At 61.7% G+C, this 20,537-nt stretch carries 21 protein-coding genes; all 21 read right to left on the reverse strand.

Going from position 1 to position 20,537, the window contains the following annotated elements; translation table 11 throughout:
* Positions 1-2,130, reverse strand: coding sequence for a flagellar biosynthesis protein FlhA (flhA, locus tag AC07YV_RS01590; RefSeq protein WP_102699422.1), 2,130 nt, complete (start codon positions 2,128-2,130; stop codon positions 1-3).
* Between the two features lie 203 nt (positions 2,131-2,333).
* Positions 2,334-3,473 (reverse strand): flagellar biosynthesis protein FlhB, encoded by a 1,140-nt coding sequence (flhB, locus tag AC07YV_RS01595; RefSeq protein ID WP_102699423.1) that lies wholly within the window; start codon positions 3,471-3,473, stop codon positions 2,334-2,336.
* A gap of 3 nt (positions 3,474-3,476) precedes the next feature.
* A complete protein-coding gene (fliR, locus tag AC07YV_RS01600; RefSeq protein ID WP_102699424.1) occupies positions 3,477-4,259 on the reverse strand; it encodes a flagellar biosynthetic protein FliR in 783 nt (260 codons plus the stop codon).
* A 3-nt stretch (positions 4,260-4,262) separates the two neighbouring features.
* A complete protein-coding gene (gene fliQ, locus AC07YV_RS01605; RefSeq protein WP_015096238.1) occupies positions 4,263-4,532 on the reverse strand; it encodes a flagellar biosynthesis protein FliQ in 270 nt (89 codons plus the stop codon).
* Complete coding sequence (gene fliP, locus AC07YV_RS01610; protein WP_102699425.1) at positions 4,529-5,287, reverse strand: flagellar type III secretion system pore protein FliP; 759 nt, start codon at positions 5,285-5,287, stop codon at positions 4,529-4,531. Before fliP ends, fliQ begins: the two co-directional genes overlap by 4 nt.
* Complete coding sequence (fliO, locus tag AC07YV_RS01615) at positions 5,287-5,700, reverse strand: flagellar biosynthetic protein FliO (protein WP_102699497.1); 414 nt, start codon at positions 5,698-5,700, stop codon at positions 5,287-5,289. The genes fliP and fliO overlap by 1 nt, the downstream gene beginning before the upstream one ends.
* Positions 5,701-5,730: 30 nt before the next feature.
* Complete coding sequence (gene fliN / locus AC07YV_RS01620; RefSeq protein WP_015096241.1) at positions 5,731-6,177, reverse strand: flagellar motor switch protein FliN; 447 nt, start codon at positions 6,175-6,177, stop codon at positions 5,731-5,733.
* A 66-nt stretch (positions 6,178-6,243) separates the two neighbouring features.
* The gene (fliM, locus tag AC07YV_RS01625; RefSeq protein ID WP_015096242.1) at positions 6,244-7,212 is read right to left on the reverse strand and encodes a flagellar motor switch protein FliM; all 969 of its coding nucleotides are present in this window, start codon (positions 7,210-7,212) and stop codon (positions 6,244-6,246) included.
* Between the two features lie 9 nt (positions 7,213-7,221).
* Complete coding sequence (gene fliL, locus AC07YV_RS01630; protein WP_102699426.1) at positions 7,222-7,725, reverse strand: flagellar basal body-associated protein FliL; 504 nt, start codon at positions 7,723-7,725, stop codon at positions 7,222-7,224.
* Positions 7,726-7,933: 208 nt separating this feature from the next.
* A complete protein-coding gene (locus AC07YV_RS01635) occupies positions 7,934-9,301 on the reverse strand; it encodes a flagellar hook-length control protein FliK (RefSeq protein ID WP_102699427.1) in 1,368 nt (455 codons plus the stop codon).
* A gap of 100 nt (positions 9,302-9,401) precedes the next feature.
* Entirely contained in the window at positions 9,402-9,701 is a 300-nt protein-coding gene (locus AC07YV_RS01640; protein ID WP_102699498.1) for an Hpt domain-containing protein, read from the reverse strand.
* A gap of 84 nt (positions 9,702-9,785) precedes the next feature.
* Positions 9,786-11,492 (reverse strand): ATP-binding SpoIIE family protein phosphatase, encoded by a 1,707-nt coding sequence (locus tag AC07YV_RS01645; protein ID WP_102699428.1) that lies wholly within the window; start codon positions 11,490-11,492, stop codon positions 9,786-9,788.
* Between the two features lie 5 nt (positions 11,493-11,497).
* The gene (locus tag AC07YV_RS01650) at positions 11,498-11,797 is read right to left on the reverse strand and encodes an STAS domain-containing protein (RefSeq protein WP_007975342.1); all 300 of its coding nucleotides are present in this window, start codon (positions 11,795-11,797) and stop codon (positions 11,498-11,500) included.
* Between the two features lie 138 nt (positions 11,798-11,935).
* Positions 11,936-12,385: a flagellar export protein FliJ gene (fliJ, locus tag AC07YV_RS01655; RefSeq protein ID WP_102699429.1), complete on the reverse strand. Its 450-nt coding sequence runs from the start codon at positions 12,383-12,385 to the stop codon at positions 11,936-11,938.
* Between the two features lie 6 nt (positions 12,386-12,391).
* Positions 12,392-13,750, reverse strand: coding sequence for a flagellar protein export ATPase FliI (gene fliI / locus AC07YV_RS01660; protein ID WP_102699430.1), 1,359 nt, complete (start codon positions 13,748-13,750; stop codon positions 12,392-12,394).
* A complete protein-coding gene (gene fliH / locus AC07YV_RS01665) occupies positions 13,740-14,537 on the reverse strand; it encodes a flagellar assembly protein FliH (protein ID WP_102699431.1) in 798 nt (265 codons plus the stop codon). The genes fliI and fliH overlap by 11 nt, the downstream gene beginning before the upstream one ends.
* A 4-nt stretch (positions 14,538-14,541) precedes the next feature.
* Positions 14,542-15,561 carry a flagellar motor switch protein FliG gene (gene fliG / locus AC07YV_RS01670; protein WP_007983391.1) on the reverse strand — a complete coding sequence of 340 codons (1,020 nt, stop codon included), beginning with the start codon at positions 15,559-15,561 and terminating at the stop codon, positions 14,542-14,544.
* Positions 15,554-17,341, reverse strand: coding sequence for a flagellar basal-body MS-ring/collar protein FliF (gene fliF, locus AC07YV_RS01675; RefSeq protein ID WP_102699432.1), 1,788 nt, complete (start codon positions 17,339-17,341; stop codon positions 15,554-15,556). Before fliF ends, fliG begins: the two co-directional genes overlap by 8 nt.
* Positions 17,342-17,357: 16 nt before the next feature.
* Positions 17,358-17,684: a flagellar hook-basal body complex protein FliE gene (gene fliE / locus AC07YV_RS01680; RefSeq protein WP_008021337.1), complete on the reverse strand. Its 327-nt coding sequence runs from the start codon at positions 17,682-17,684 to the stop codon at positions 17,358-17,360.
* 246 nt (positions 17,685-17,930) lie between these two features.
* Entirely contained in the window at positions 17,931-19,310 is a 1,380-nt protein-coding gene (gene fleR / locus AC07YV_RS01685; RefSeq protein WP_102699433.1) for a sigma-54-dependent response regulator transcription factor FleR, read from the reverse strand.
* 5 nt (positions 19,311-19,315) lie between these two features.
* The gene (locus tag AC07YV_RS01690) at positions 19,316-20,521 is read right to left on the reverse strand and encodes an ATP-binding protein (protein WP_173900800.1); all 1,206 of its coding nucleotides are present in this window, start codon (positions 20,519-20,521) and stop codon (positions 19,316-19,318) included.
* Between the last annotated feature and the right edge of the window lie 16 nt (positions 20,522-20,537).

The following is a 20,537-nucleotide window of genomic DNA, read 5'->3' on the forward strand; positions in this document are numbered from 1 at the left end:
TCAGCCGTTGGGCCCTACTGTCGCAACGATGGTCACTTGCTTGTTGTCAGGGATTTCCTGGTAAGCCAACACGTGCAAACCCGGGACTGCGAGCCGGCCGAATCGCGAGAGCATCGCGCGAACCGGACCGGCCACCAGCAGAATCACCGGCTGACCTTGCATCTCCTGGCGCTGCGCCGCGTCGATCAACGAACGTTGCAGCTTCTCAGCCATGCTTGGCTCCAGCAGAACACCCTCTTCCGAGCCTTGTCCTGCCTTTTGCAGACTATTGAGCAATATCTGTTCCAACCTTGGCTCCAGCGTGATAACTGGCAGCTCCGACTCAGTACCTACAATGCTTTGGACGATTGCACGGGAGACGCCAACCCGCACGGCAGCCACCAGCGCGGCGGTATCTTGACTCTTGGCGGCATTGTTGGCGATGGCCTCGGCAATGCTGCGGATATCGCGAACCGGCACTTGCTCGGCCAACAGCGCTTGCAGCACCTTGAGCAGCTGCGACAGTGAAACCACGCCCGGCACCAGCTCCTCAGCCAGCTTCGGCGAGCTTTTGGCCAGCAATTGCATGAGTTGCTGCACTTCTTCGTGACCGATCAGTTCACTGGAATGCTTGTAGAGTATCTGGTTCAAGTGGGTGGCCACCACTGTACTGGCATCGACCACCGTGTAACCAAGGGACTGCGCCTGGGCACGCTGGCTGATTTCGATCCAGACCGCCTCCAGGCCGAAAGCCGGATCTTTGGCGGTAATGCCGTTGAGCGTACCGTAGACCTGCCCCGGGTTGATCGCCAGCTCGCGATCCGGGTAAATCTCCGCCTCCGCCAGGATCACCCCCATCAGGGTCAGGCGATAGGCACTCGGCGCCAGGTCGAGGTTGTCGCGGATGTGCACGGTCGGCATCAGGAAGCCCAGATCCTGGGACAGCTTCTTGCGCACACCCTTGATCCGCGCCAGCAACTGGCCGCCCTGGTTGCGATCCACCAGCGGAATCAGGCGATAGCCCACTTCCAGGCCGATCATGTCGATGGGCGTCACGTCATCCCAGCCAAGCTCCTTGGTTTCCTGGGCGCGGGCCGGCGACGGCAGCAACTCCTGCTGGCGCTTGACCTCTTGCAGGGCCTGAACCTTGGCGACGTTCTGCTTTTTCCAGAACAGGTAGGCGCCACCGGCCGCCAGCGCCGCCATGGTCAGGAACGAGAAGTGCGGCATGCCGGGCACCAGGCCCATGACCGCCATCAAGCCTGCCGCCACCGCCAGCGCCTTGGGCGAGGCGAACATCTGGCGATTGATCTGTTTGCCCATGTCTTCCGAACCGGACGCACGGGTCACCATGATCGCCGCTGCTGTCGATAACAACAGTGATGGCAATTGCGCCACCAAACCGTCACCGATGGTCAACAGCGCATACACCTTGCCGGCATCACCGAAGGTCATGCCGTGCTGGAAGATACCGACCGCCATGCCGCCGATCAGGTTGATGAACAGGATCAACAGGCCGGCAATCGCGTCACCCCGGACGAATTTGCTGGCACCGTCCATGGATCCGTAGAACTCGGCTTCCTGGGCGACTTCCGAGCGGCGGGCCTTGGCCTGGGCCTGATCGATCAGGCCGGCGTTGAGGTCGGCGTCGATCGCCATTTGCTTGCCCGGCATCGCATCGAGGGTGAAACGCGCGCTCACCTCGGAAATCCGCCCCGCACCCTTGGTTACCACGACGAAGTTGATGATCATCAGGATCGCGAAGACCACGATACCGACCACGTAGTTACCGCCGATCACCACCTCGCCGAACGCCTGGATCACCTTGCCGGCGGCTGCGTGACCGTCCTGGCCGTGGAGCATCACCACCCGCGTGGAGGCCACGTTCAATGCCAGGCGCAACAGCGTCGCCACCAGCAGGATGGTCGGGAACACCGCGAAATCCAGCGGGCGCAAGGCGTAGACGCACACCAGCAGCACGACGATGGACAGGGCAATGTTAAAGGTGAAGAACACGTCCAGCAGGAACGGCGGCACCGGCAACATCATCATCGCCAGCATGACCAGCAACAACAGCGGCACGCCCAGATTGCCTCGACTGAGGTCGGCAATGTTGCTGCGGGCACTGTTGATTAACTGAGAGCGATCCACCGGTTTTCCCCGTTCCTTTAAAGCAAACTTTTGACGCCTGAAGCAGGCGCAGGGCGGCTACTGCAAGAAGCTTTCCAACTTTTGCAAAGGCTTGGAATAGAGGTTTTCGCTGGCAAAAAAGATCGCAGCCTTCGGCAGCTCCTACAGGTTCACGCCGATCTCATGTAGGAGCTGCCGAAGGCTGCGATCTTTTGATTTTCAGATCAGGAATCGCGGCGCAAATCCGGCGGAATCGGCAGGTCATCCTTGAGCGGATCAGGCCGCTTGCCCTTGCCCGCCCGGTACTGTCGAATCTGATAGACGTAGGCCAGTACCTGCGCGACCGCCAGATAGAGCCCGCCGGGGATTTCCTGCTCCAGCTCGGTGGAGTAGTAAATCGAGCGCGCCAGCGCCGGTGACTCCAGCAACAGGATCTCGTTGGCCGCGGCGATCTCGCGGATCTTCAGGGCCAGGAAGTCGGAGCCCTTGGCCAGCAATACCGGCGCACTGCCCTTCTCCGGGTCGTACTTGAGTGCCACGGCGTAGTGCGTCGGGTTGGTGATGACCACGTCGGCTTCGGGAATGGCGGCCATCATCCGCCGCTGGGACATCTCACGCTGCAGCTGTCGAATCCGCTGCTTGACCTCCGGCCGTCCCTCCTGGTCCTTGTGCTCGTCGCGCACTTCCTGCTTGGTCATCAGCAGTTTCTTGTGGCTTTCCCAGAGCTGCACCGGCACATCCACCGCTGCGATGAGGATCAGCCCGCACGCCATCCACAAGGTGCTCCAGCCCACCACTTGCAGGCTGTGGATGATTGCCATGTCCAGGGGTTCATGGGCGATACGCAGCAGGTCGTCGATGTCCGACGACAACACCGCCAGCGCCACGAACAGAATGATGATGAACTTGGCCAGGGCCTTGAGCAGTTCGACCAGCGACTTGGTCGAGAACATGCGCTTGAGGCCGGGACCGGGGTTCAAGCGGCTGAACTTGGGCGCCATTGAGCTAGCCGCGAACAGCCAGCCCCCCAGGGAAATCGGACCGATGATGGCGGCCAGCACCAAGGTGATCATCACCGGCTGGATCGACCACAGGGCAATTTGTCCCGAGCGCATCAGGTAGTTGGCCATTGAGCGCTGATCCAGAATCACTTCCCGCGGCAGCGAGAAGTTGATGCGCATCAGCTCCATCATGTCCTGCGCCATGGCGCCGCCAAAAATCAGCAGCGCCGAGGCACCGACCAGCATGATCGCCAGGGTGTTGAGCTCTTTGGACCGCGCTATCTCACCCTTTTCACGGGAGTCTTGCTTGCGCTTCTCCGTGGGGTCTTCTGTTTTGTCCTGACCGCTTTCGCTCTCAGCCATGACTCAGCTCGCCCTTGCCATATCGCGCAACAACTGCAAGGCCTCGTTGGCCAGCGGTTGATATTGATTGAGAATGTCCGCCAGCCCGACCCAGACGATAAACAGCCCCAGGACCAGGATCAGCGGGAAGCCGACCGAGAAAATATTGAGTTGCGGCGCCGCCCGGGTCATGACGCCAAACGCGATGTTAACCACCAGCAGCGCGGTGACCGCCGGCAACACCAGCAACAACGCCGAACCGAGCACCCAGCCGAGCTTGCCGGCCAGCTCCCAGTAATGGTTGACCATCAGGCCACCACCCACCGGCAACGTAGTGAAGCTTTCAGTGAGGACCTCGAACACCACCAGATGACCGTTCATGGACAGGAACAGCAGCGTCACCAGCATGGTGAAGAACTGCCCGATCACCGCCGTCGAGACACCGTTGGCCGGGTCGATCATCGAAGCGAAACCCATGCCCATCTGGATGGCGACAATCTGTCCGGCCACCACGAAGGCCTGGAAGAACAGCTGCAGGGAAAACCCCATCACCGCGCCGATGAGGATTTGCTCGGCGATCAGCAACAGCCCGCTCAGGTCCAGGGGATTGACCGGCGGCATCGGTGGCAGCCCCGGCGCGATGACCACGGTAATGGCCAGCGCGAAATACAGGCGGATGCGCCGAGGCAGCAGGGTCGTGCCAAATACCGGCATGACCATCAACAGGGAGCCGACGCGAAACAGCGGCAACATGAAGGTCGCCACCCAGGTGCTGATCTGCGTATCGGTCAGCGCAAGCAGCGACATGGTTTAGCCGATGACCTGAGGAATACTGCCGTACAGCTGCAGGATGTACTCCATGAAGGTCTGCACCAGCCACGGCCCGCCGACGATCAGCGTCACCAGCATCACCAACAGGCGCGGCAAAAAGCTCAGGGTCTGTTCGTTGATCTGGGTGGCGGCCTGGAACATCGCTACCAGCAGCCCCACCAGCAGGCTCGGAATCACCAGCACGGCAACCATCATGGTGGTCAACCACAGGGCTTCGCGGAAAATGTCTACGGCGACTTCAGGGGTCATGGCGATACACCACCAAAGCTGCTGGCCAGGGTGCCGATGATCAGCGCCCAGCCATCCACCAGCACGAACAACATGATCTTGAACGGCAGGGAAATGATCAGCGGCGAGAGCATCATCATACCCATGGCCATCAGCACACTGGCCACGACCAGGTCGATGATCAGGAACGGAATGAAGATCATGAAGCCGATCTGGAACGCCGTTTTCAGCTCGGAGGTCACGAAGGCCGGTACCAGGATGGTCAACGGTGCCTGATCCGGTGTCGCGATGTCAGTGCGCTTGGACAGGCGCATGAACAGCTCCAGGTCGCTGGTGCGGGTCTGGGCGAGCATGAAACTCTTGATCGGCACCTGCGCCTTGGCGACCGCATCCTGGGCTGTCAGTTTTTCTGCCAGATAGGGTTGCAAGGCGTCCTGGTTCACCCGGTCGAACACCGGCGCCATGATGAACAAGGTCAGGAACAGCGCCATGCCGGTGAGGATCTGGTTCGACGGCGTCTGCTGCAGGCCCAGGGCCTGGCGCAGGATCGAGAAGACAATGATGATCCGGGTGAAGCTGGTCATCAGCATGACAAACGCCGGGATAAAACTCAGCGCAGTCATGATCAGCAGGATTTGCAGGCTGACCGAGTATTCCTGCGCACCCTGCGCATTGGTGCCCAGGGTGATGGCCGGGATCGACAGCGGATCGGCGGCGAATGCCAATGGCGCGGCCAGCATCAGGGCCAGCGTCAAGACGATGCGTAGCGCACCCATTACTTCTTATCCTTCTGATCTTTACCCAGCATCTCCAGCAGGCGCTGCGCAAACTCCGGCGTCGGCTTCTCGGTGCTCGGCACCTGCACCGGCTCCTTGAGGACGTGCAGCGCAGTGATGCTGCCAGGGCTCAGGCCGAGCAGAATCTGCTCGCTGCCGACCTGTACCAGCATCAGACGGTCGCGCGGCCCCAGCGCGCGGGAGCCGACAATCTCGATCACCTGCCCCTTGCCGGCCGGACCGGCCTGCTGGACCCGACGCAACAACCAGGCGAGGAAAAAGATCAGCCCGAGCACCAGCAGCAGGCCGAACACCAGTTGCGTCAGTTGCCCAGCCACACCACTGCTCACCGCTGGCGCAGCAGCCGTGGTCGCCGTAGCGACCGGCTCGGCCGCCAGCACGTCAAACGGCATGGCCAATACAAACCAGAGAAGCTTTTTCACTCAGCGCAGCTTCTTGATGCGTTCGCTTGGGCTGATCACGTCCGTCAGGCGGATGCCGAACTTCTCGTTGACCACCACCACTTCGCCGTGGGCGATGAGCGTGCCGTTGACCAGCACGTCCAGCGGCTCGCCGGCCAGGCGATCCAGCTCGATCACCGAACCCTGGTTCAGTTGCAGCAGGTTGCGGATGTTGATGTCGGTGCTGCCCACTTCCATGGAAATCGACACCGGGATATCGAGGATAACGTCCAGGTTCGGGCCTTCGAGGCTCACCGGATCGTTGTTTTTCGGCACGCTGCCGAACTCTTCCATTGGCAGGCGGTTGGACGCGGAGTTGCCGGAATCGGCGGCAAGCAATGCGTCGATGTCGGCCTGCCCGGCATCACCGGTTTCTTCCAGGGCCGCGGCCCACTCATCGGCCAGGGCCTGGTCGTCTTGCGTGTTCATAATGTCAGTGTCCTCGGCGAGCAAAAGTTCAGAATTCGGTTAATCGCGAATGGGTAGGAGCGCCGGTCAACGGCGCTCGATCGGCTCGATCACTTGCAACGCCAGGTTGCCCTTGTGCGAGCCCATCTTGACCTTGAAGGCCGGCACGCCGTTGGCGCGCATGATCATTTCTTCCGGCATGTCGACCGGGATCACATCCCCCGGCTGCATGTGCAGGATGTCGCGCAGGCGCAACTGACGACGGGCCACCGTCGCGCCGATCGGCACGTCGACGTCCAGCACGTCCTGGCGTAGGGCGTTGACCCAGCGCTCGTCCTGATCGTCGAGGTCCGACTGGAAGCCGGCGTCGAGCATCTCGCGCACCGGCTCGATCATCGAGTACGGCATGGTCACGTGCAGGTCGCCGCCACCGCCATCGAGTTCGATGTGGAAGGTCGACACCACAATGGCTTCGCTCGGGCCGACGATGTTGGCCATGGCCGGGTTCACTTCGGAGTTGATGTACTCGAAGTTGACTTCCATGATCGCCTGCCAGGCTTCCTTCAGGTCGACGAACGCCTGCTCCAGCACCATGCGCACCACACGCAGTTCGGTCGGGGTGAATTCACGCCCTTCGATCTTGGCGTGCCGGCCGTCGCCACCGAAGAAGTTGTCCACCAGCTTGAACACCAGCTTGGCGTCGAGGATGAACAGCGCGGTGCCGCGCAGGGGTTTGATCTTGACCAGGTTGAGACTGGTCGGCACGTACAGCGAGTGCACGTATTCGCCGAACTTCATCACCTGCACGCCGCCCACCGCTACGTCTGCCGAACGACGCAGCATGTTGAACATGCTGATGCGGGTATAACGGGCGAAACGCTCGTTGATCATTTCCAGGGTCGGCATGCGTCCACGGACGATGCGATCCTGGCTGGTCAGGTCGTAGCTTTTGACGCTGCCGGGTTCGGCAGCGTTTTCGGTCTGTACCAGACCATCGTCGACGCCATGCAACAGCGCGTCGATCTCATCCTGGGACAGCAGGTCCTGCACGGCCATGTCGTGTTCCTACTGCAGTACGAAATTAGTGAAAAGCAACTGTTCGATCACCACTTTGCCGAGCTCTTTCTGCGCCACTTCCTGGACGCTGGCGGTAGCCTTCTGCCGCAGCATTTCCTGGCCGACCGGCGACGCGAGGGTCGCAAAGTCCTGCCCGGAGAACAGCATGACCAGGTTGTTGCGGATCACCGGCATGTGGACCTTGAGCGCTTCCAGATCCGCCTGGTTGCGCGCGAGCATGGTGATGCTCACCTGCATGTAGCGCTGGCGGCCGTTCTGGTTGAAGTTGGCCACGAAAGCTGGCGCCATCGGCTCGAAAATCGCTGGCTGTTTGCCGACGGGAGCGGTTTGCGCTACGTCGGCGGCAGGCTTGCTCTGAGTGCTGTGCATGAAGTACCAGGTCGCGCCCACGGACACACCGATCGCCAGCAGCAGGGCCACCACGATCAGGATGATCAGCTTGAGTTTGCCTTTGGATGCGGGGTCTTTTACTGCTGCGTCGCTCTTCGCCATGCCAATAATCCGTCACTATTCGGGGTTTCACAGTTGCACGGCAAGGCAAGAGCAAGTGTTATGCCAGAACGGTTGGAGGGGAAATGGGCTGCGGCTGGTTGAAGCCGGAAATCAAAAGATCGCAGCCTTCAGCAGCTCCTACATTGGAATGTGTGCATCCTGTAGGAGCTGCCGAAGGCTGCGATCTTTTAAAGGACGCCGCGAATGATCAGGCGTAATAATCGACAGCGCTTGAACCAATAACGCTGGTCACGCTGGCAGCCACTTCAGCGACGCCCGCGGTCAGGTCATCATCCATGGAATCGATACGGCCGCCACTGGCGCGGGTCCCTCCGGCCTGGCTTTGCCGGGCTTGTTCCTGCCCTTGTTGCGAACCACGGGACTGGTCCGAAACGTTGACATCGACCTGCCCCATGCCCTGCTGCGCAAACATGTCGCGCAAGCGATGGACCTGGCTGTCCAGCGCCTCACGGACGCCCGGATGCGCACTCATGAACGTGACCTGGGTCTGCTGATCGGGAACCATATTCACCCGAATGTCCAGACGCCCCAGTTCAGCGGGTTGCAACTGGATGTCCGCAGCCTTGAGGTTGGCGCTGGACAGGTACATGACCCGGTTCACCACCTCTTCAGTCCAGCCGCTCTGGTGCATGGCGATCGGCTGGTTCACCGGCAAGGCATTGGCTGTCTTCGGTGTGGCCGCCTGGGTCAGCGCGGCCAGACGGTTGGCGAAATCATCGACACGGGTGTCGCTGCCGGCAGACTCGAGATCCTTCAGACCGTCATCGATCAAGCCGCTGAAAGCCTTGTCGTCACCGTTGCCGGTACTGTCCTTGTCGGCCTGAACGTCCAGCATGGTCGCCACGCCGGCGGCAAAGTTCTGCGCCGACGTCAGCTCACCGTCAGCCTGGGCTTGCGCCTGTGTCGGTGCGGCCTTTGGCTGCGCCTGACTGGAAGCCGACACGTGACCGCTCTGCTCCATCGCCAGGCGTAACGCCGGCAGGGCGTCGAGTGGATCGGCCTCGGGATCGAAGTCGCCGTCAGCGCTGGTCGACGCCAGAACGCTTGTAGCCGCAATCGCCGCAGCAACCGGCGCTTCAACCGTTGGCGGCACCGCATCGGCTACGGCAGGCGCTGCTGGCGTTGCTGGTGCTGACACCACGGGCTGTATGGCTTGCTGCAGTGCAGGATCAAGCGCCGGATCGACCGGCGCGGCATCGACGACCAGAGCCGGGTCGGCCTTTGCCGCATCATCGCCGGCGGTCTTGTCGTCAGCCTGCACCGATGGGTCGGCAGGCAAGGATTTGCCGCCATCGGCAACCACCGGTTCCCCGGCGGCAGACTTGTCGTCGCCAGCGTCTTTCTTTGCGCCGACACCGGAGGTTTTCTCACGATCAGGTTTGATCGGAGCATCTGCCGACGCAGTGGGCTTGCTTTGCGCTTGATTGGCGTAGACATGGGCAAAGCTTGCGGCCTTGTCCCCGGGCTCTGCGGCCACTGCCGGAGGATTGGCGGAGGTCGCCTGAGTCTTGGCCTGCCTGGAGGCCTGAAGCAGAATATTGGGGGTTACGGACATGAAACGGTCTCCGCTGCACAGGGCTCGTAAGTACAGTTGGGTTAGATAACTGCAAAGGTCGAGCCAGTTTCACTCGATAGAGACCAAAAGCAGCGTTTGCTCAGATTTTCGCCGGGCAACGCTGTCGCTCAGCTTCGTACAGAGGGCGGATACCGGCGAACTCGCGGTCGATTTTGCCGACCAGTTCCAGAACGGCCGCGCTTGGCAAACTGGCGGCCTGCTGCTCAAGCTGGTGGCAGAGTTCGGTCAGCCGCAGGGCCCCCATATTACTGCTGCTGCCCTTGAAGCTATGGGCGGTTTCAACGAGCAGTGCGGCACTGTCAGCCGCTTTCAAGACTTTCAGGCGCTCTTCGGAGTCCGCAAGAAAGATATCCAGCAGATCCGGATACCCCTCTTCCATCACTTCCCGCAACGCACTCAGCACGTTGCGATCCACATGTGTGTCGTCGTCCACTTGCTCACTCCTTGATCAAGAATGCGCGGATTATGCCAGAGCCTCCCAGATAAACTCCACGCGTGCACTTCGACCATTGTCGGTCCAGCAGGCATTACGCCCCAACTGGCGGATCAGACTGATCCCGCGTCCCGACAGGCGGATGGCGTCCAAAGGCCTTTCCATCACCCGCTCGACATCGAACCCTTCGCCGCTGTCTTCGACCTGAATCGTCAGGCAACCGCCGTCGTCTGTCGGCGCCACCTGCAAATGGACCCGCACATAGCCTTCCTGCAGCTCGCCGAGCCGGGCATTGCGCTCTTGATAATATCGCGCAAAACCCGAGGCATTGCGCTTGAGGCTCGAATCCAGCCCCAGCACGCCATGCTCCAGCGCATTGGAATAAAGCTCCGCCAACACACTGTAGAGCGCACCGCTCTGAGCCCGAAGGCCATGCACCTCAAGCAGCAACTGCAACAGATAGGGCAAGGGGTTGAATCGCTTGAGCGTAGCGGCGCGGAACTCGAAGCTCACCGACCAGTCCAGCGGACACGACTGGCCGCTGTCGGAGTAGACCAATGCCGGTGGCGTGACCTGCTCCGGCTCCAGCAGGCTGATTTCGACCATGCTGACATCGTCGCGCGCTTCACCACCGAAATCGCGCAGCGCCTGCTCGATCTCTTCGAACAGCGCATCCGGCTGACGATTGGCGGCGAACACCTGCTGCAATCGTTGCACGCCAAACAACTGTTCATTGGCGCCGCAGGTGTCGATCACCCCATCGGACAGGAGGAACACCCGGTCCCCGAGCGCCATGGGAAACACTTCGGTGCGCTCATCGAAGGATTCCGGGCTCAGCACCCCCAAAGGCAGGTGCCGCGCCGGCAGAGGGGTGCGCTCGCCACTGGCAATGCGATGCAGGTAACCGTCGGGCATTCCACCGTTCCAGACCTCCACCGCACGACGCTGAAAACTCAGGCACAGCATCGTGGCGCAGCAGAACATGTCCACCGGCAGGATGCGCTTGAGCTTGGCATTCATTTCACGCAGGATTTGCGCCAGGCCATAGCCCTTGGCGGTCATCCCGTAGAAGACTTCGGCCAGGGGCATGGCGCCCACGGCCGCCGGCAGACCGTGGCCGGTGAAGTCGCCCAGCAATATGTGCATGTCTCCGGCCGGGGTGAACGCGGCCAGCAACAGGTCGCCGTTGAACAGCGCATAGGGTGATTGCAGATAACGGATATTCGGCGCGGCGTTCAGGCAGCCGGCGTGCGCCACCTTGTCGAAAACAGCCTTGGCCACGCGCTGCTCGTTGAGCAGGTAGTCGTGGTGCCGGGCGATCTGGTCACGCTGCTGCAGAACGGTGTCCTGCAAGCGCCGCAAGCGATCCATCGCCTTGATCTTGGCCGCGAGAATCACCTGGTTATAGGGCTTCGCCAGAAAGTCGTCACCGCCGACCTCCAGGCAACGGGCCAGCGCCTCGCTTTCGGACAAGGACGTGAGGAAGATGATCGGCACCAGGGTTTCCCCGGCCAGGGCCTTGATCTGCCGGGCCGCCTCGAAGCCGTCCATGACCGGCATCATCGCATCCATCAACACCAGGTGCGGTTGTTGCTGGCGAAACGCGTCGACCGCTTCGGCGCCGTTGGCCGCCGTCAGCACTTCGTGCCCCTGGCGGCGCAGGATGCTCGCCAACAGCAGGCGATCGGCGGCGCTGTCCTCGGCAATCAGGATCGTCAGCGGCTCCAGTGGCTGCATGGCAATCAACTGATGTCGAACAGTTTGTCGAAGTTGGAGATGGCGAGGATTTTGCGCACGTCGGTACTGCTGTTGACCACGCGGATGTCGGAGTCATCGCCACCGGCGTGATCGCGCAGCAAAAGCAGCATGCCCAGGGCCGAGCTGTCGAGGTAAGTGGCGTCTTTCAGGTCGACCACAACCGCCGATAGCTGTTTATCTTCGTAGGACTGACGAAATTCCTGATGTTTGGCGAAATCGAAACGCCCCTTGACCGAGATCGTCAGCTTTTGCCCATCGGGTGAGACTTCTGTAACAACTGGCATGTCATGGCTTCCTTGTCATTTGTAAACCTGCTTGTACAAGGTTTAGCAGTTGGTAGAGGTTGGGGCAAGGCTGGAAACGGCGCAAATCCTGTGGGAGCGTGGCTTGCCCGCGATGAACGATAACGCGGCCCACCCGATTCAATACTGATCCTGCCGCGGCAAGCGCTGGGATAATTCGTCCAACAACTTTTGCTCGCGCCGGTCTTCGAGCGCCCGCGCCTCATCGGCATAGCGCTGAACCAGCTTGCGCAGGCCTTCGACCCGGGCAAATGCCTGCTGCCAGGTTTCCCGGGCCTTGTTCAGGTTATTTTGATGCCAGGCCAGGCTTTGGCGCTGCTGGTCGATGGCCGTGCCCAGCTGCGCGAGAAAGCCCTGATAACCCAGCAGCCATTGACCCGAGACACCGCCGCTGCCGCGTACGATCCATTGCTCCTGATAGTCGAGGCGGAAGGCTTCGAGGTCCGCGAGCTTGCTTTCCGCCAGGCGAACCTGCCCTTGAAAGTGCCCCAGGCGCTGGACCGCGGTTTTCTCGGCCTTTTCGGCCATTTCCACCACCGGCGCCAACCTGCCTGCCCGACTCTGGGCCATGACCGCTTACCCGCCCGCCGCGGGCGCGAAGATCGAGGCGAGATACGCTTCGCTTTCACCCAGGCTGATGCTGTCGTTGAGGCCCTGGCGCAGGTATTTGACCAGTTGCGGTTGCAGGGAAATCGCCAGGTCGGTCTCGCGATCGCCGCCGGCGACATAGGCGCCGACGCTGATCAGGTCGCGACTCTGTTGATAACGCGACCACAGCTGCTTGAAATATTGCGCACGAGCCATGTGCTCCGGCGACACCACCGCCGGCATGACCCGGCTGATGGACGCTTCGATATCGATGGCCGGGTAATGCCCTTCCTCGGCCAGGCGCCGGGAGAGCACGATGTGCCCGTCGAGTACACCCCGTGCCGAGTCGGCAATCGGGTCCTGCTGGTCGTCGCCTTCGGACAGCACGGTGTAGAACGCAGTGATCGAACCGCCGCCCTTCTCCGCGTTGCCGGCCCGCTCCACCAGTTTCGGCAGTTTGGCGAACACCGATGGCGGATAGCCCTTGGTCGCCGGTGGCTCGCCGATGGCCAGGGCGATTTCCCGCTGGGCCTGGGCGAAACGGGTCAGGGAATCCATGAGCAACAGGACATTCTTGCCCTTGTCGCGGAAATATTCGGCGATGCGCGTGCAGTACATGGCGGCGCGCAGTCGCATCAGCGGCGCATCGTCCGCCGGGGACGCCACCACCACTGAACGCTTGAGTCCTTCTTCTCCGAGGATGTGCTCGATGAACTCCTTGACCTCACGCCCCCGCTCACCGATCAGACCGACGACGATAATGTCAGCCTCGGTAAAGCGCGTCATCATCCCCAGCAACACCGATTTACCGACACCGGTACCGGCAAACAGGCCGAGCCGCTGGCCGCGGCCGACCGTCAACATGCCGTTGATGCAACGGATGCCCACGTCCAGCGGTTCACTGATGGGTTCGCGCTTGAGCGGGTTGATGGTCGGGCCGTCCATCGGCACCCAGTCTTCGGCCTTCATCCCGCCCTTGCCGTCCAGTGCGCGACCGGCACCGTCGAGCACTCTTCCGAGCATGCTCATGCCCATGGGCAGGCGACCGGTATCCGCCAATGGCACCACTCGGGCGCCGGGTGCGATGCCGGCGACACTGCCGACCGGCATCAGAAAGACTTTGCTGCCAGAGAAGCCCATGACCTCGGCTTCCACTTGCACCGGGTGATAGCTGTCGTCATTGATGACCATGCAGCGGCTGCCCATGGCGGCGCGCAGTCCTTCGGCTTCGAGGGTCAGGCCGACCATGCGCAGCAGGCGGCCTTCGAGGATCTGTGCGCCCTCCAGTCCCGTGGCCTCGGCGTAGCTGCCCAGGCGTTTGGCGAAGCTGGTGCGTTCAAGGCGCATCAGGTGCATCCGGCTCTGGCGCGGCAGCAGGCTTGCTGTCGACCGGCAGTTCCAGGCTCAGGTCAGGCGCGGCCGGGTGCAGGGCCTGCTCGTGCAACTGGTCGAACAGCTTGTCCATCACCCGCGCGATGCGGGTTTCCACCGTGGCGTCGATACGGCTGTGTTCTGTCTCGACCCGGCAACCGCCAGGCAACAACGACTCGTCTTCGACGATGCGCCAGGTTTCTTCATGGCGTTCGCGCAAGGCTTTGACCTGTTCGAAATCCTGCGGATTGATGTACAGCCGCACGTTGCCCACGCCCAACGGCAGGAGCTTCAGCGCATCGCGCATGACGTGTTCGATCTGCGTCGAGTCGATGGCCAGTTCGCGCTGGATCACCTGTCTGGTGATGTGCTGCACGAGGTCGACCAGGGACTTTTCGATCTGGGTGTCCTGTTCGGCGATGGGCTCGAACAGGTGCGTCATCAATTGCTCCAGCGCCGCGATCTTGGCGGTCAGGGCCACTTCGGCTTCCTGGCGGACCTTGAGCGTGGTGCTGTGGAAACCTTCCTTCTCACCCACCGCGAAACCTTCGTTGTAGGCTTCCTGGCGAATGCTTTCGAGTTCTTCGAGGGTCAGTGGCTGGACTTCCTCCAGCGGCACTTCCTCCATTTCCGGCGGCTCGGGTTCAGGCTCAGGTTCCGGCTCGGGTTCCGGCGGGTCGAAACTGGGCAGCGCCCAGGTATCGAAGCCACTGACATCCCTGGCCCGGATCAGGTCAGTGGGTGCATCATCATTCTTGACCATGGTGTTAGATCATTTCCTCGCCGCCCTTGCCGCCGAGAACGATTTCTCCGGCTTCGGCCATACGGCGGGCGATGGTGAGGATTTCCTTCTGCGCCGTTTCCACGTCGCTGACGCGTACCGGGCCCTTGGCTTCCAGGTCGTCGCGCAACAGTTCGGCGGCACGCTTGGACATGTTCTTGAAGATCTTCTCCTTGACGCCTTCGTCCGAACCCTTGAGGGCCAGCACCAGTACATCGGAGGACACCTCGCGCAGCAGCGCCTGGATGCCGCGGTCGTCGACATCGGCCAGGTTGTTGAACACGAACATGAGGTCTTCGATCTGACCGGACAGGTCTTCGTCGACTTCGCGGATCGAATCCATGAGCTGGCCTTCGATCGAGCTGTCGAGGAAGTTCATGATGTCCGCCGCCCGCTTGATGCCACCCAGGGTGGTGCGCGAGGCATTCGAGTTGCCGGAGAACTGCTTCTCGAGAATCTGGTTGAGTTCTTTCAGGGCCGCCGGTTGCACGGTGTTCAGCGAGGACACGCGCAGGATGATGTCCAGTCGCACCTTGTGGTCGAAGTTGCCGAGCACTTCACCGGCCTGGTCCGGATCGAGATAGGCCACCACGATTGCCTGGATCTGCGGGTGCTCATAACGGATCACGTCGGCGACGGCGCGCGGCTCCATCCACTTCAGGCTGTCGAGGCCGCTGGTGTTGCCACCGAGCAGGATGCGGTCGATCAGGCCGTTGGCCTTGTCTTCGCCCAGGGCCTGGGTGAGCATTTTGCGCACATAGTCGTCGGAGCCGACGCCCAGGCTGGTCTGGTCGCCGACGATATCGACGAACTCGCTCATCACCTGCTCGACCTGCTCGCGGTGCACATTACCCATCTGGGCCATGGCCACGCCCACGCGCTGAACCTCTTTGGGGCCCATGTGACGCAGCACCTGGGCCGCGTCGGTGGAGCCCAGGGACAGCAACAGGATTGCGGCTTTGTCGACCTTGGACAGTTTGGCGGCAACGGCTCGGTTATCACTCATCTGCGTTAATCCACTCTTTCACGACCTGGGCCACACGACCCGGATCTTCGGCCACCAGACTCTTGATTGCGTTCAACTGAGCGTCATAACCCTCGCTCGGGCTCGGCAGCAGAATGCTGGTCGGGCCACCGAGGCTGACACGGTCGTTGGCCAGTTCGCCATCCAGACCACCCATGCCGCCCAATTCGACGTCGCTGCCGATACCGACCAGTTGCTTGCCTTTGCCACCACCGGTGATGTTGTTGAGCACCGGACGCAGCACACCGAACACCAGCACCAGAATGAACAGAACACCCAGCACTTGCTTGACGATGTCCCAGAACCACGGCTGGGAGTAGAACGGAATATCGGCAATCACCTCACCGCGCTCGGAGGAGAACGGCATGTTGATCACGCTGACACTGTCACCCCGGCTGGCATCGAAGCCGACCGCGTCCTGCACCAGGCGGGTGAAGCGCGCCAATTCATCGGCGGTCCACGGCGCACGGGTGGTTTCGCCGTTGGCCGGGTTGATCTTGACCTGATCATCGACCACCACCGACACCGACAGGCGATTCAACCGGCCCTGCTGTTGTTTGGTATGGCTGATGGAACGGTCGAGTTCGAAGTTCCTGGTCGATTGCTGACGCTTGTCCGCCGGGTACGGGGCGAGCATCGGCTGGCCGGTGGCCGGGTCCATGATTTGCTGGCCATTGGCATCAACCAGTGGCTGGCCTGGCTGCACCATGCCAGCTGCACCCGGCGTGCCGCCCGTGGTTTGCGGCGCGGAGGCCGGCGATGGCGGCTGGTTGCTCAAGGCACCCGGCACGCCTTGCGGACCGTTGCTGGCGGTACGTTGTTCGTTCACCGACTGCTCGCTGCGCAATGCCGGTTGATCCGGATTGAACTGCTCGGAAGTCGACTCGACCGCACTGAAGTCCACGTCGGCGGACACTTCGGCTTTGTAGCGATCGTTACCCAGCACCGGCTGCAGGATGTTGTGCACGCGCTGGGTGAGCATGCTTTCCATGCGGCGGCTGTAGTCGAACTGCTTGCCGGCCATGGTCAGCTCGGAGTTCTCCGCCTGATCCGAGAGCAGGTTGCCCTTCTGGTCGACGACGGTGATCTGCGACTTGCTGAGTTCGGGAACACTGGTCGCCACCAGGTTGATGATCGCCACGACCTGGCCTGGCTCGAGGGAGCGACCGGAATAGAGTTCAACCAACACCGAAGCGCTCGGCTTGCGCTCGTCGCGCACGAACACCGAACTCTTCGGGATCGCCAGGTGCACGCGGGCACCCTTGACGTTGTTCAGGCTGGAAATGGTGCGGGCCAGTTCGCCTTCGAGGCCACGACGATAGCGGGTCGCTTCCATGAACTGGCTGGTGCCCAGCCCCTGTTCCTTGTCGAGGATTTCAAAACCGATGTTGCCGTCGCTGGGAGTGACACCAGCGCCCGCGAGCTTGAGCCGCGCACGGGACAGGTCATCGGCCTTGACCAGCAAGGCACCGGAATTGGGTTCGACGGTATACGGAATATCGGCGGAGGCCAGGGTATCCATGACCTGCTTGGCGTCCATACCGGCAAGGCTGCCGTACAGAGGCCGGTAGTCCGGCTGTTGAGACCACAACACCACGGCAAAACCAATCGCCACGCTCGCCGCCAGACCGACCAACAGGCCCACCTGACGCAACATGGTCATCTCGGAGAGGTTTTCCAGGAAGGACAACCCGAACAGCGGCGGTTTGCCGTCTATTGGAGTGGCCTTGGCCGGAACATTATCGGCGACTGCTTCTGCCATGACTCAATCTCGTCCTTTAAACCGGCATCTGCATGATGTCTTGGTAGGCCTGTACCAGCTTGTTGCGCACCTGGGTCAACGCCTGGAATGACACACTGGCCTTCTGCGAGGAAATCATCACGTCTGTCAGGTCGACGCCGCTTTTACCGATTTCGAAGGCGCTGGCCAACTGAGTGGAAGCCTGTTGGGTGTCGTTCACTTTATTGACGGCCTGACCGAGCATGTCGGAAAAGCTGCTGCCCGCCACTTCAGGGACGGCAGTCGATTTCGGCGCAGACATGGCATCCATTTGCATGGCGCGCATATCCAGCATCAACCGATTGAATTCAATACCTTGGCTCATGGTCTCTCTCTTTGACGACCCGCAATTTTTTGACACTCACTCGGCGGGTTATGAGGTGTTAGCAACAAGGGTGCCAGCTCCGTGGCCACGCGGAACAAAACGCCTTCATCAGCTCGCGATCTTCTGTAGGAGCGAGCTCGCTCGCGATGGACCCGAGAACAACGTGTTTATCCTGAAACCCCGCGTCATCGTTAACGACCATCGCGAGCAGGCTCGCTCCTACAGGGCCCAGGCGCGGGCTAGCGGTCAGGTGGCGAATAAATACGCTTCCACATCCATGCCGGCATCGCGCATCTGCGCCAGCTTGTAGCGCAGGGTTCGCGGGCTGATCCCCAGGCGCTCGGCCGCCTCTTTGCGCCGACCGCGCTCGGCGCGCAGGGTATCGATGATCATCTGGAACTCCCGGCGACGCAGGTCATCACCCAACGCACCGGCCGACTCGGACTCGACCTCCACAGGCCGCACCGGAACCGACACAGACAACGGAGCGCAGGCCACCGGCCCGTCCAGGCAGAAGTCCTGCGGCTGGATCAGACCGCCCTGTTGCAAAATCAGCGCGCGCTGAATCGCGTTATCCAGTTCACGCACATTGCCTGGCCACGGATAACCGATCAGGCACGCCTGAGCCTCGGGCGACAGCCTGGCAGCCGAATGCTTCATCTTATTGACGTGCTTGGCCAACAGGCGCTCGGCTAACGGCAGAATGTCAGCGGTACGCTCGCGCAGCGGACGCCAGGCCAGCGGAAACACCGACAGGCGATAATAGAGGTCTTCGCGAAAGCGCCCTGCCGCCACTTCACCCGCCAGGTCGCGATTGGTGGTTGCGACCACGCGAATATCCAGCGCGATCGGTTTGCGCGCACCAACCCTCTCGACCTCGCGCTCCTGCAGCACGCGCAGCAATTTGGCCTGGAGTCCCAGGGGCATCTCGGAAATTTCGTCGAGCAGCAGGGTGCCGCCGTCGGCCTGCTCGAACTTGCCGGCTTGCGCGGCAATGGCGCCGGTAAAGGAACCCTTCTCGTGACCGAACAACGTCGCTTCGAGCATGTTGTCCGGGATCGCTGCGCAGTTGATCGCAATGAACGGCTGACTGGCGCGATGAGAATGCTGATGGATGTAACGCGCCAGCACCTCCTTGCCCGTGCCCGATTCACCCGAGATCAACACCGTGGAATCACTGCGCGCAACCCGTGCCGCCAGCTCGAGCAACTGCGCGCTCGCGGGCTCGAACGCTACCGGCCCCTCACCTTCGGCCAGGCCAAGACTGCCCAGTGCATGGCGCGCCACCAGATCAAGCAACGCCTTGGGCTCGAATGGCTTGACCAGATAGTCCGCCGCCCCTTGGCGCATCGCATCGACCGCACGCTCGACCGCACCGTGAGCCGTCATCAGCAACACCGGCAACTGCGGCTGCCGCGCTCGCAGCAGGCCCAGCAACTGGTGGCCGTCCATGCCTGGCATGTTGACGTCGCTGATCACCAGGCTGAAAGCCTCGCCGCCGACAGCTACCAGCGCCTCTTGCGCCGAACCCACCGCCTTGTAATCGTGCCCCGCGAGCAACAGCGTATCCGCCAGTGCCTCGCGCAACGCGCGGTCGTCCTCGACCAACAGAACCTTGATGCCCATCTATGTCACTCCGCTCCCTGAGCGTTGCTGAAGAGCGGCAGGATCACCTGCGCGCAAGTGCCGCGACCGAGCCGCGAACGCAGCTGCAATTCTCCCTGATGCGCACGCGCCACCGCCTTGACCACGGTCAGACCAAGACCTGTACCGGTGGTCTTGGTGGTAAAAAAGGGTTCGCCCAATCGCGCCAGAACCGCGGCATCGATACCCGAGCCACTGTCACTGACACACAGGCGCAGGGTGTTGCCGCGGGTGTAGAGGTGAATCTTCAGGCGCAATTGACCGGCACCGGCCTGAATGGCGTTCTCGATCAGGTTGAGGATCGCGCCGACCAGGGTGTCGCGATTGCACAGCAACTCCCCCGAATGACTGTCGCACTGCCAGCGGATCGGCAGATCCTGCACGTGGGTCAGTGCGGCCGCCTGCAGCGATTGCATTAGTTGGCCAGGGGTTACGCGGTCGGTCAGCGGCAACTCGCCACGAGCAAACACCAGCATGTCACGCACCTGGTGCTCGAGCTCGTGCAGGCGTTCTTTGAGACGTCCGGCAAAGCGCTGCTGGGTAGCGACCGGCAGCTCTTGTTCAGTCAAATGACTGGCGTACAGCAACGCGGCGGACAACGGCGTGCGTATCTGATGAGCCAGGGACGCGACCATGCGCCCCAACGACGACAGACGCTCATGACGAGCCAATTGATCCTGCAGATGCCGGGTTTCGGTCAGGTCATTGAGCAACACCAACTGGCCAGGCTCGGCGTCCAGCGAGCGCGTGGCGATCGACAGACGCCGGCCATCCTTGAGGGAGACCTCATGGCCATCGTCTTCGCGCGGCGCAAAACAGCGGGCAATGACGTGGCGCCATAATTCACCTTCCAGCGGCAGGCCCAGCAACTCGCACGCCGCCGGATTGGCTTCGCGCACGATGCCCTGGGCGTCGATGACGATGACACCGCCGGGTAACAGATCAAGGAGATTTTGCAGGCGGTTGGCCAGGCGTTCTTTTTCCGCCAGCTCCTGCATGCGCTGGGCGCTGACCACCGCCAGTTCACCCTTGAGCTCGGTGACCCGGGCTTCAAGCATGCTGTAGGAATCGGTCAACTGACTGGACATCTGATTGAACAGCGCGAATGCCTGCTCAAGGCCCAGACGGCTCGCGTGCTCTACGGACGACGGTTGCCGCGAAGCATCCCCAAAAGCATCTGAGGCAGGAGATATCTGGGCGGATGGGGGC

The organism is Pseudomonas sp. GW456-E7 (genome assembly GCF_059424105.1).

Coding starts and splice junctions, on each gene's coding strand:
- AC07YV_RS01650 (WP_007975342.1), bottom strand. CDS start 11,797: ATGCCAGTTGTTACAGAAGTCTCACCCGATGGGCAAAAGCTGACGATC.
- fliN (WP_015096241.1), bottom strand. CDS start 6,177: ATGAACACGCAAGACGACCAGGCCCTGGCCGATGAGTGGGCCGCGGCC.
- fliR (WP_102699424.1), bottom strand. CDS start 4,259: ATGTCGCTGCTTGCGCTGACCGATACGCAGATCAGCACCTGGGTGGCG.
- fliM (WP_015096242.1), bottom strand. CDS start 7,212: ATGGCCGTGCAGGACCTGCTGTCCCAGGATGAGATCGACGCGCTGTTG.
- fliQ (WP_015096238.1), bottom strand. CDS start 4,532: ATGACCCCTGAAGTCGCCGTAGACATTTTCCGCGAAGCCCTGTGGTTG.
- AC07YV_RS01645 (WP_102699428.1), bottom strand. CDS start 11,492: ATGCAGCCACTGGAGCCGCTGACGATCCTGATTGCCGAGGACAGCGCC.
- fliE (WP_008021337.1), bottom strand. CDS start 17,684: ATGAGCCAAGGTATTGAATTCAATCGGTTGATGCTGGATATGCGCGCC.
- AC07YV_RS01635 (WP_102699427.1), bottom strand. CDS start 9,301: ATGTCCGTAACCCCCAATATTCTGCTTCAGGCCTCCAGGCAGGCCAAG.
- AC07YV_RS01640 (WP_102699498.1), bottom strand. CDS start 9,701: ATGGAAGAGGGGTATCCGGATCTGCTGGATATCTTTCTTGCGGACTCC.
- fliI (WP_102699430.1), bottom strand. CDS start 13,750: ATGCGCCTTGAACGCACCAGCTTCGCCAAACGCCTGGGCAGCTACGCC.
- fliF (WP_102699432.1), bottom strand. CDS start 17,341: ATGGCAGAAGCAGTCGCCGATAATGTTCCGGCCAAGGCCACTCCAATA.
- fliH (WP_102699431.1), bottom strand. CDS start 14,537: ATGGTCAAGAATGATGATGCACCCACTGACCTGATCCGGGCCAGGGAT.
- fliP (WP_102699425.1), bottom strand. CDS start 5,287: ATGGGTGCGCTACGCATCGTCTTGACGCTGGCCCTGATGCTGGCCGCG.
- fliL (WP_102699426.1), bottom strand. CDS start 7,725: ATGGCGAAGAGCGACGCAGCAGTAAAAGACCCCGCATCCAAAGGCAAA.
- fleR (WP_102699433.1), bottom strand. CDS start 19,310: ATGGGCATCAAGGTTCTGTTGGTCGAGGACGACCGCGCGTTGCGCGAG.
- fliO (WP_102699497.1), bottom strand. CDS start 5,700: ATGCCGTTTGACGTGCTGGCGGCCGAGCCGGTCGCTACGGCGACCACG.
- fliJ (WP_102699429.1), bottom strand. CDS start 12,385: ATGGCCCAGAGTCGGGCAGGCAGGTTGGCGCCGGTGGTGGAAATGGCC.
- flhB (WP_102699423.1), bottom strand. CDS start 3,473: ATGGCTGAGAGCGAAAGCGGTCAGGACAAAACAGAAGACCCCACGGAG.
- fliG (WP_007983391.1), bottom strand. CDS start 15,561: ATGAGTGATAACCGAGCCGTTGCCGCCAAACTGTCCAAGGTCGACAAA.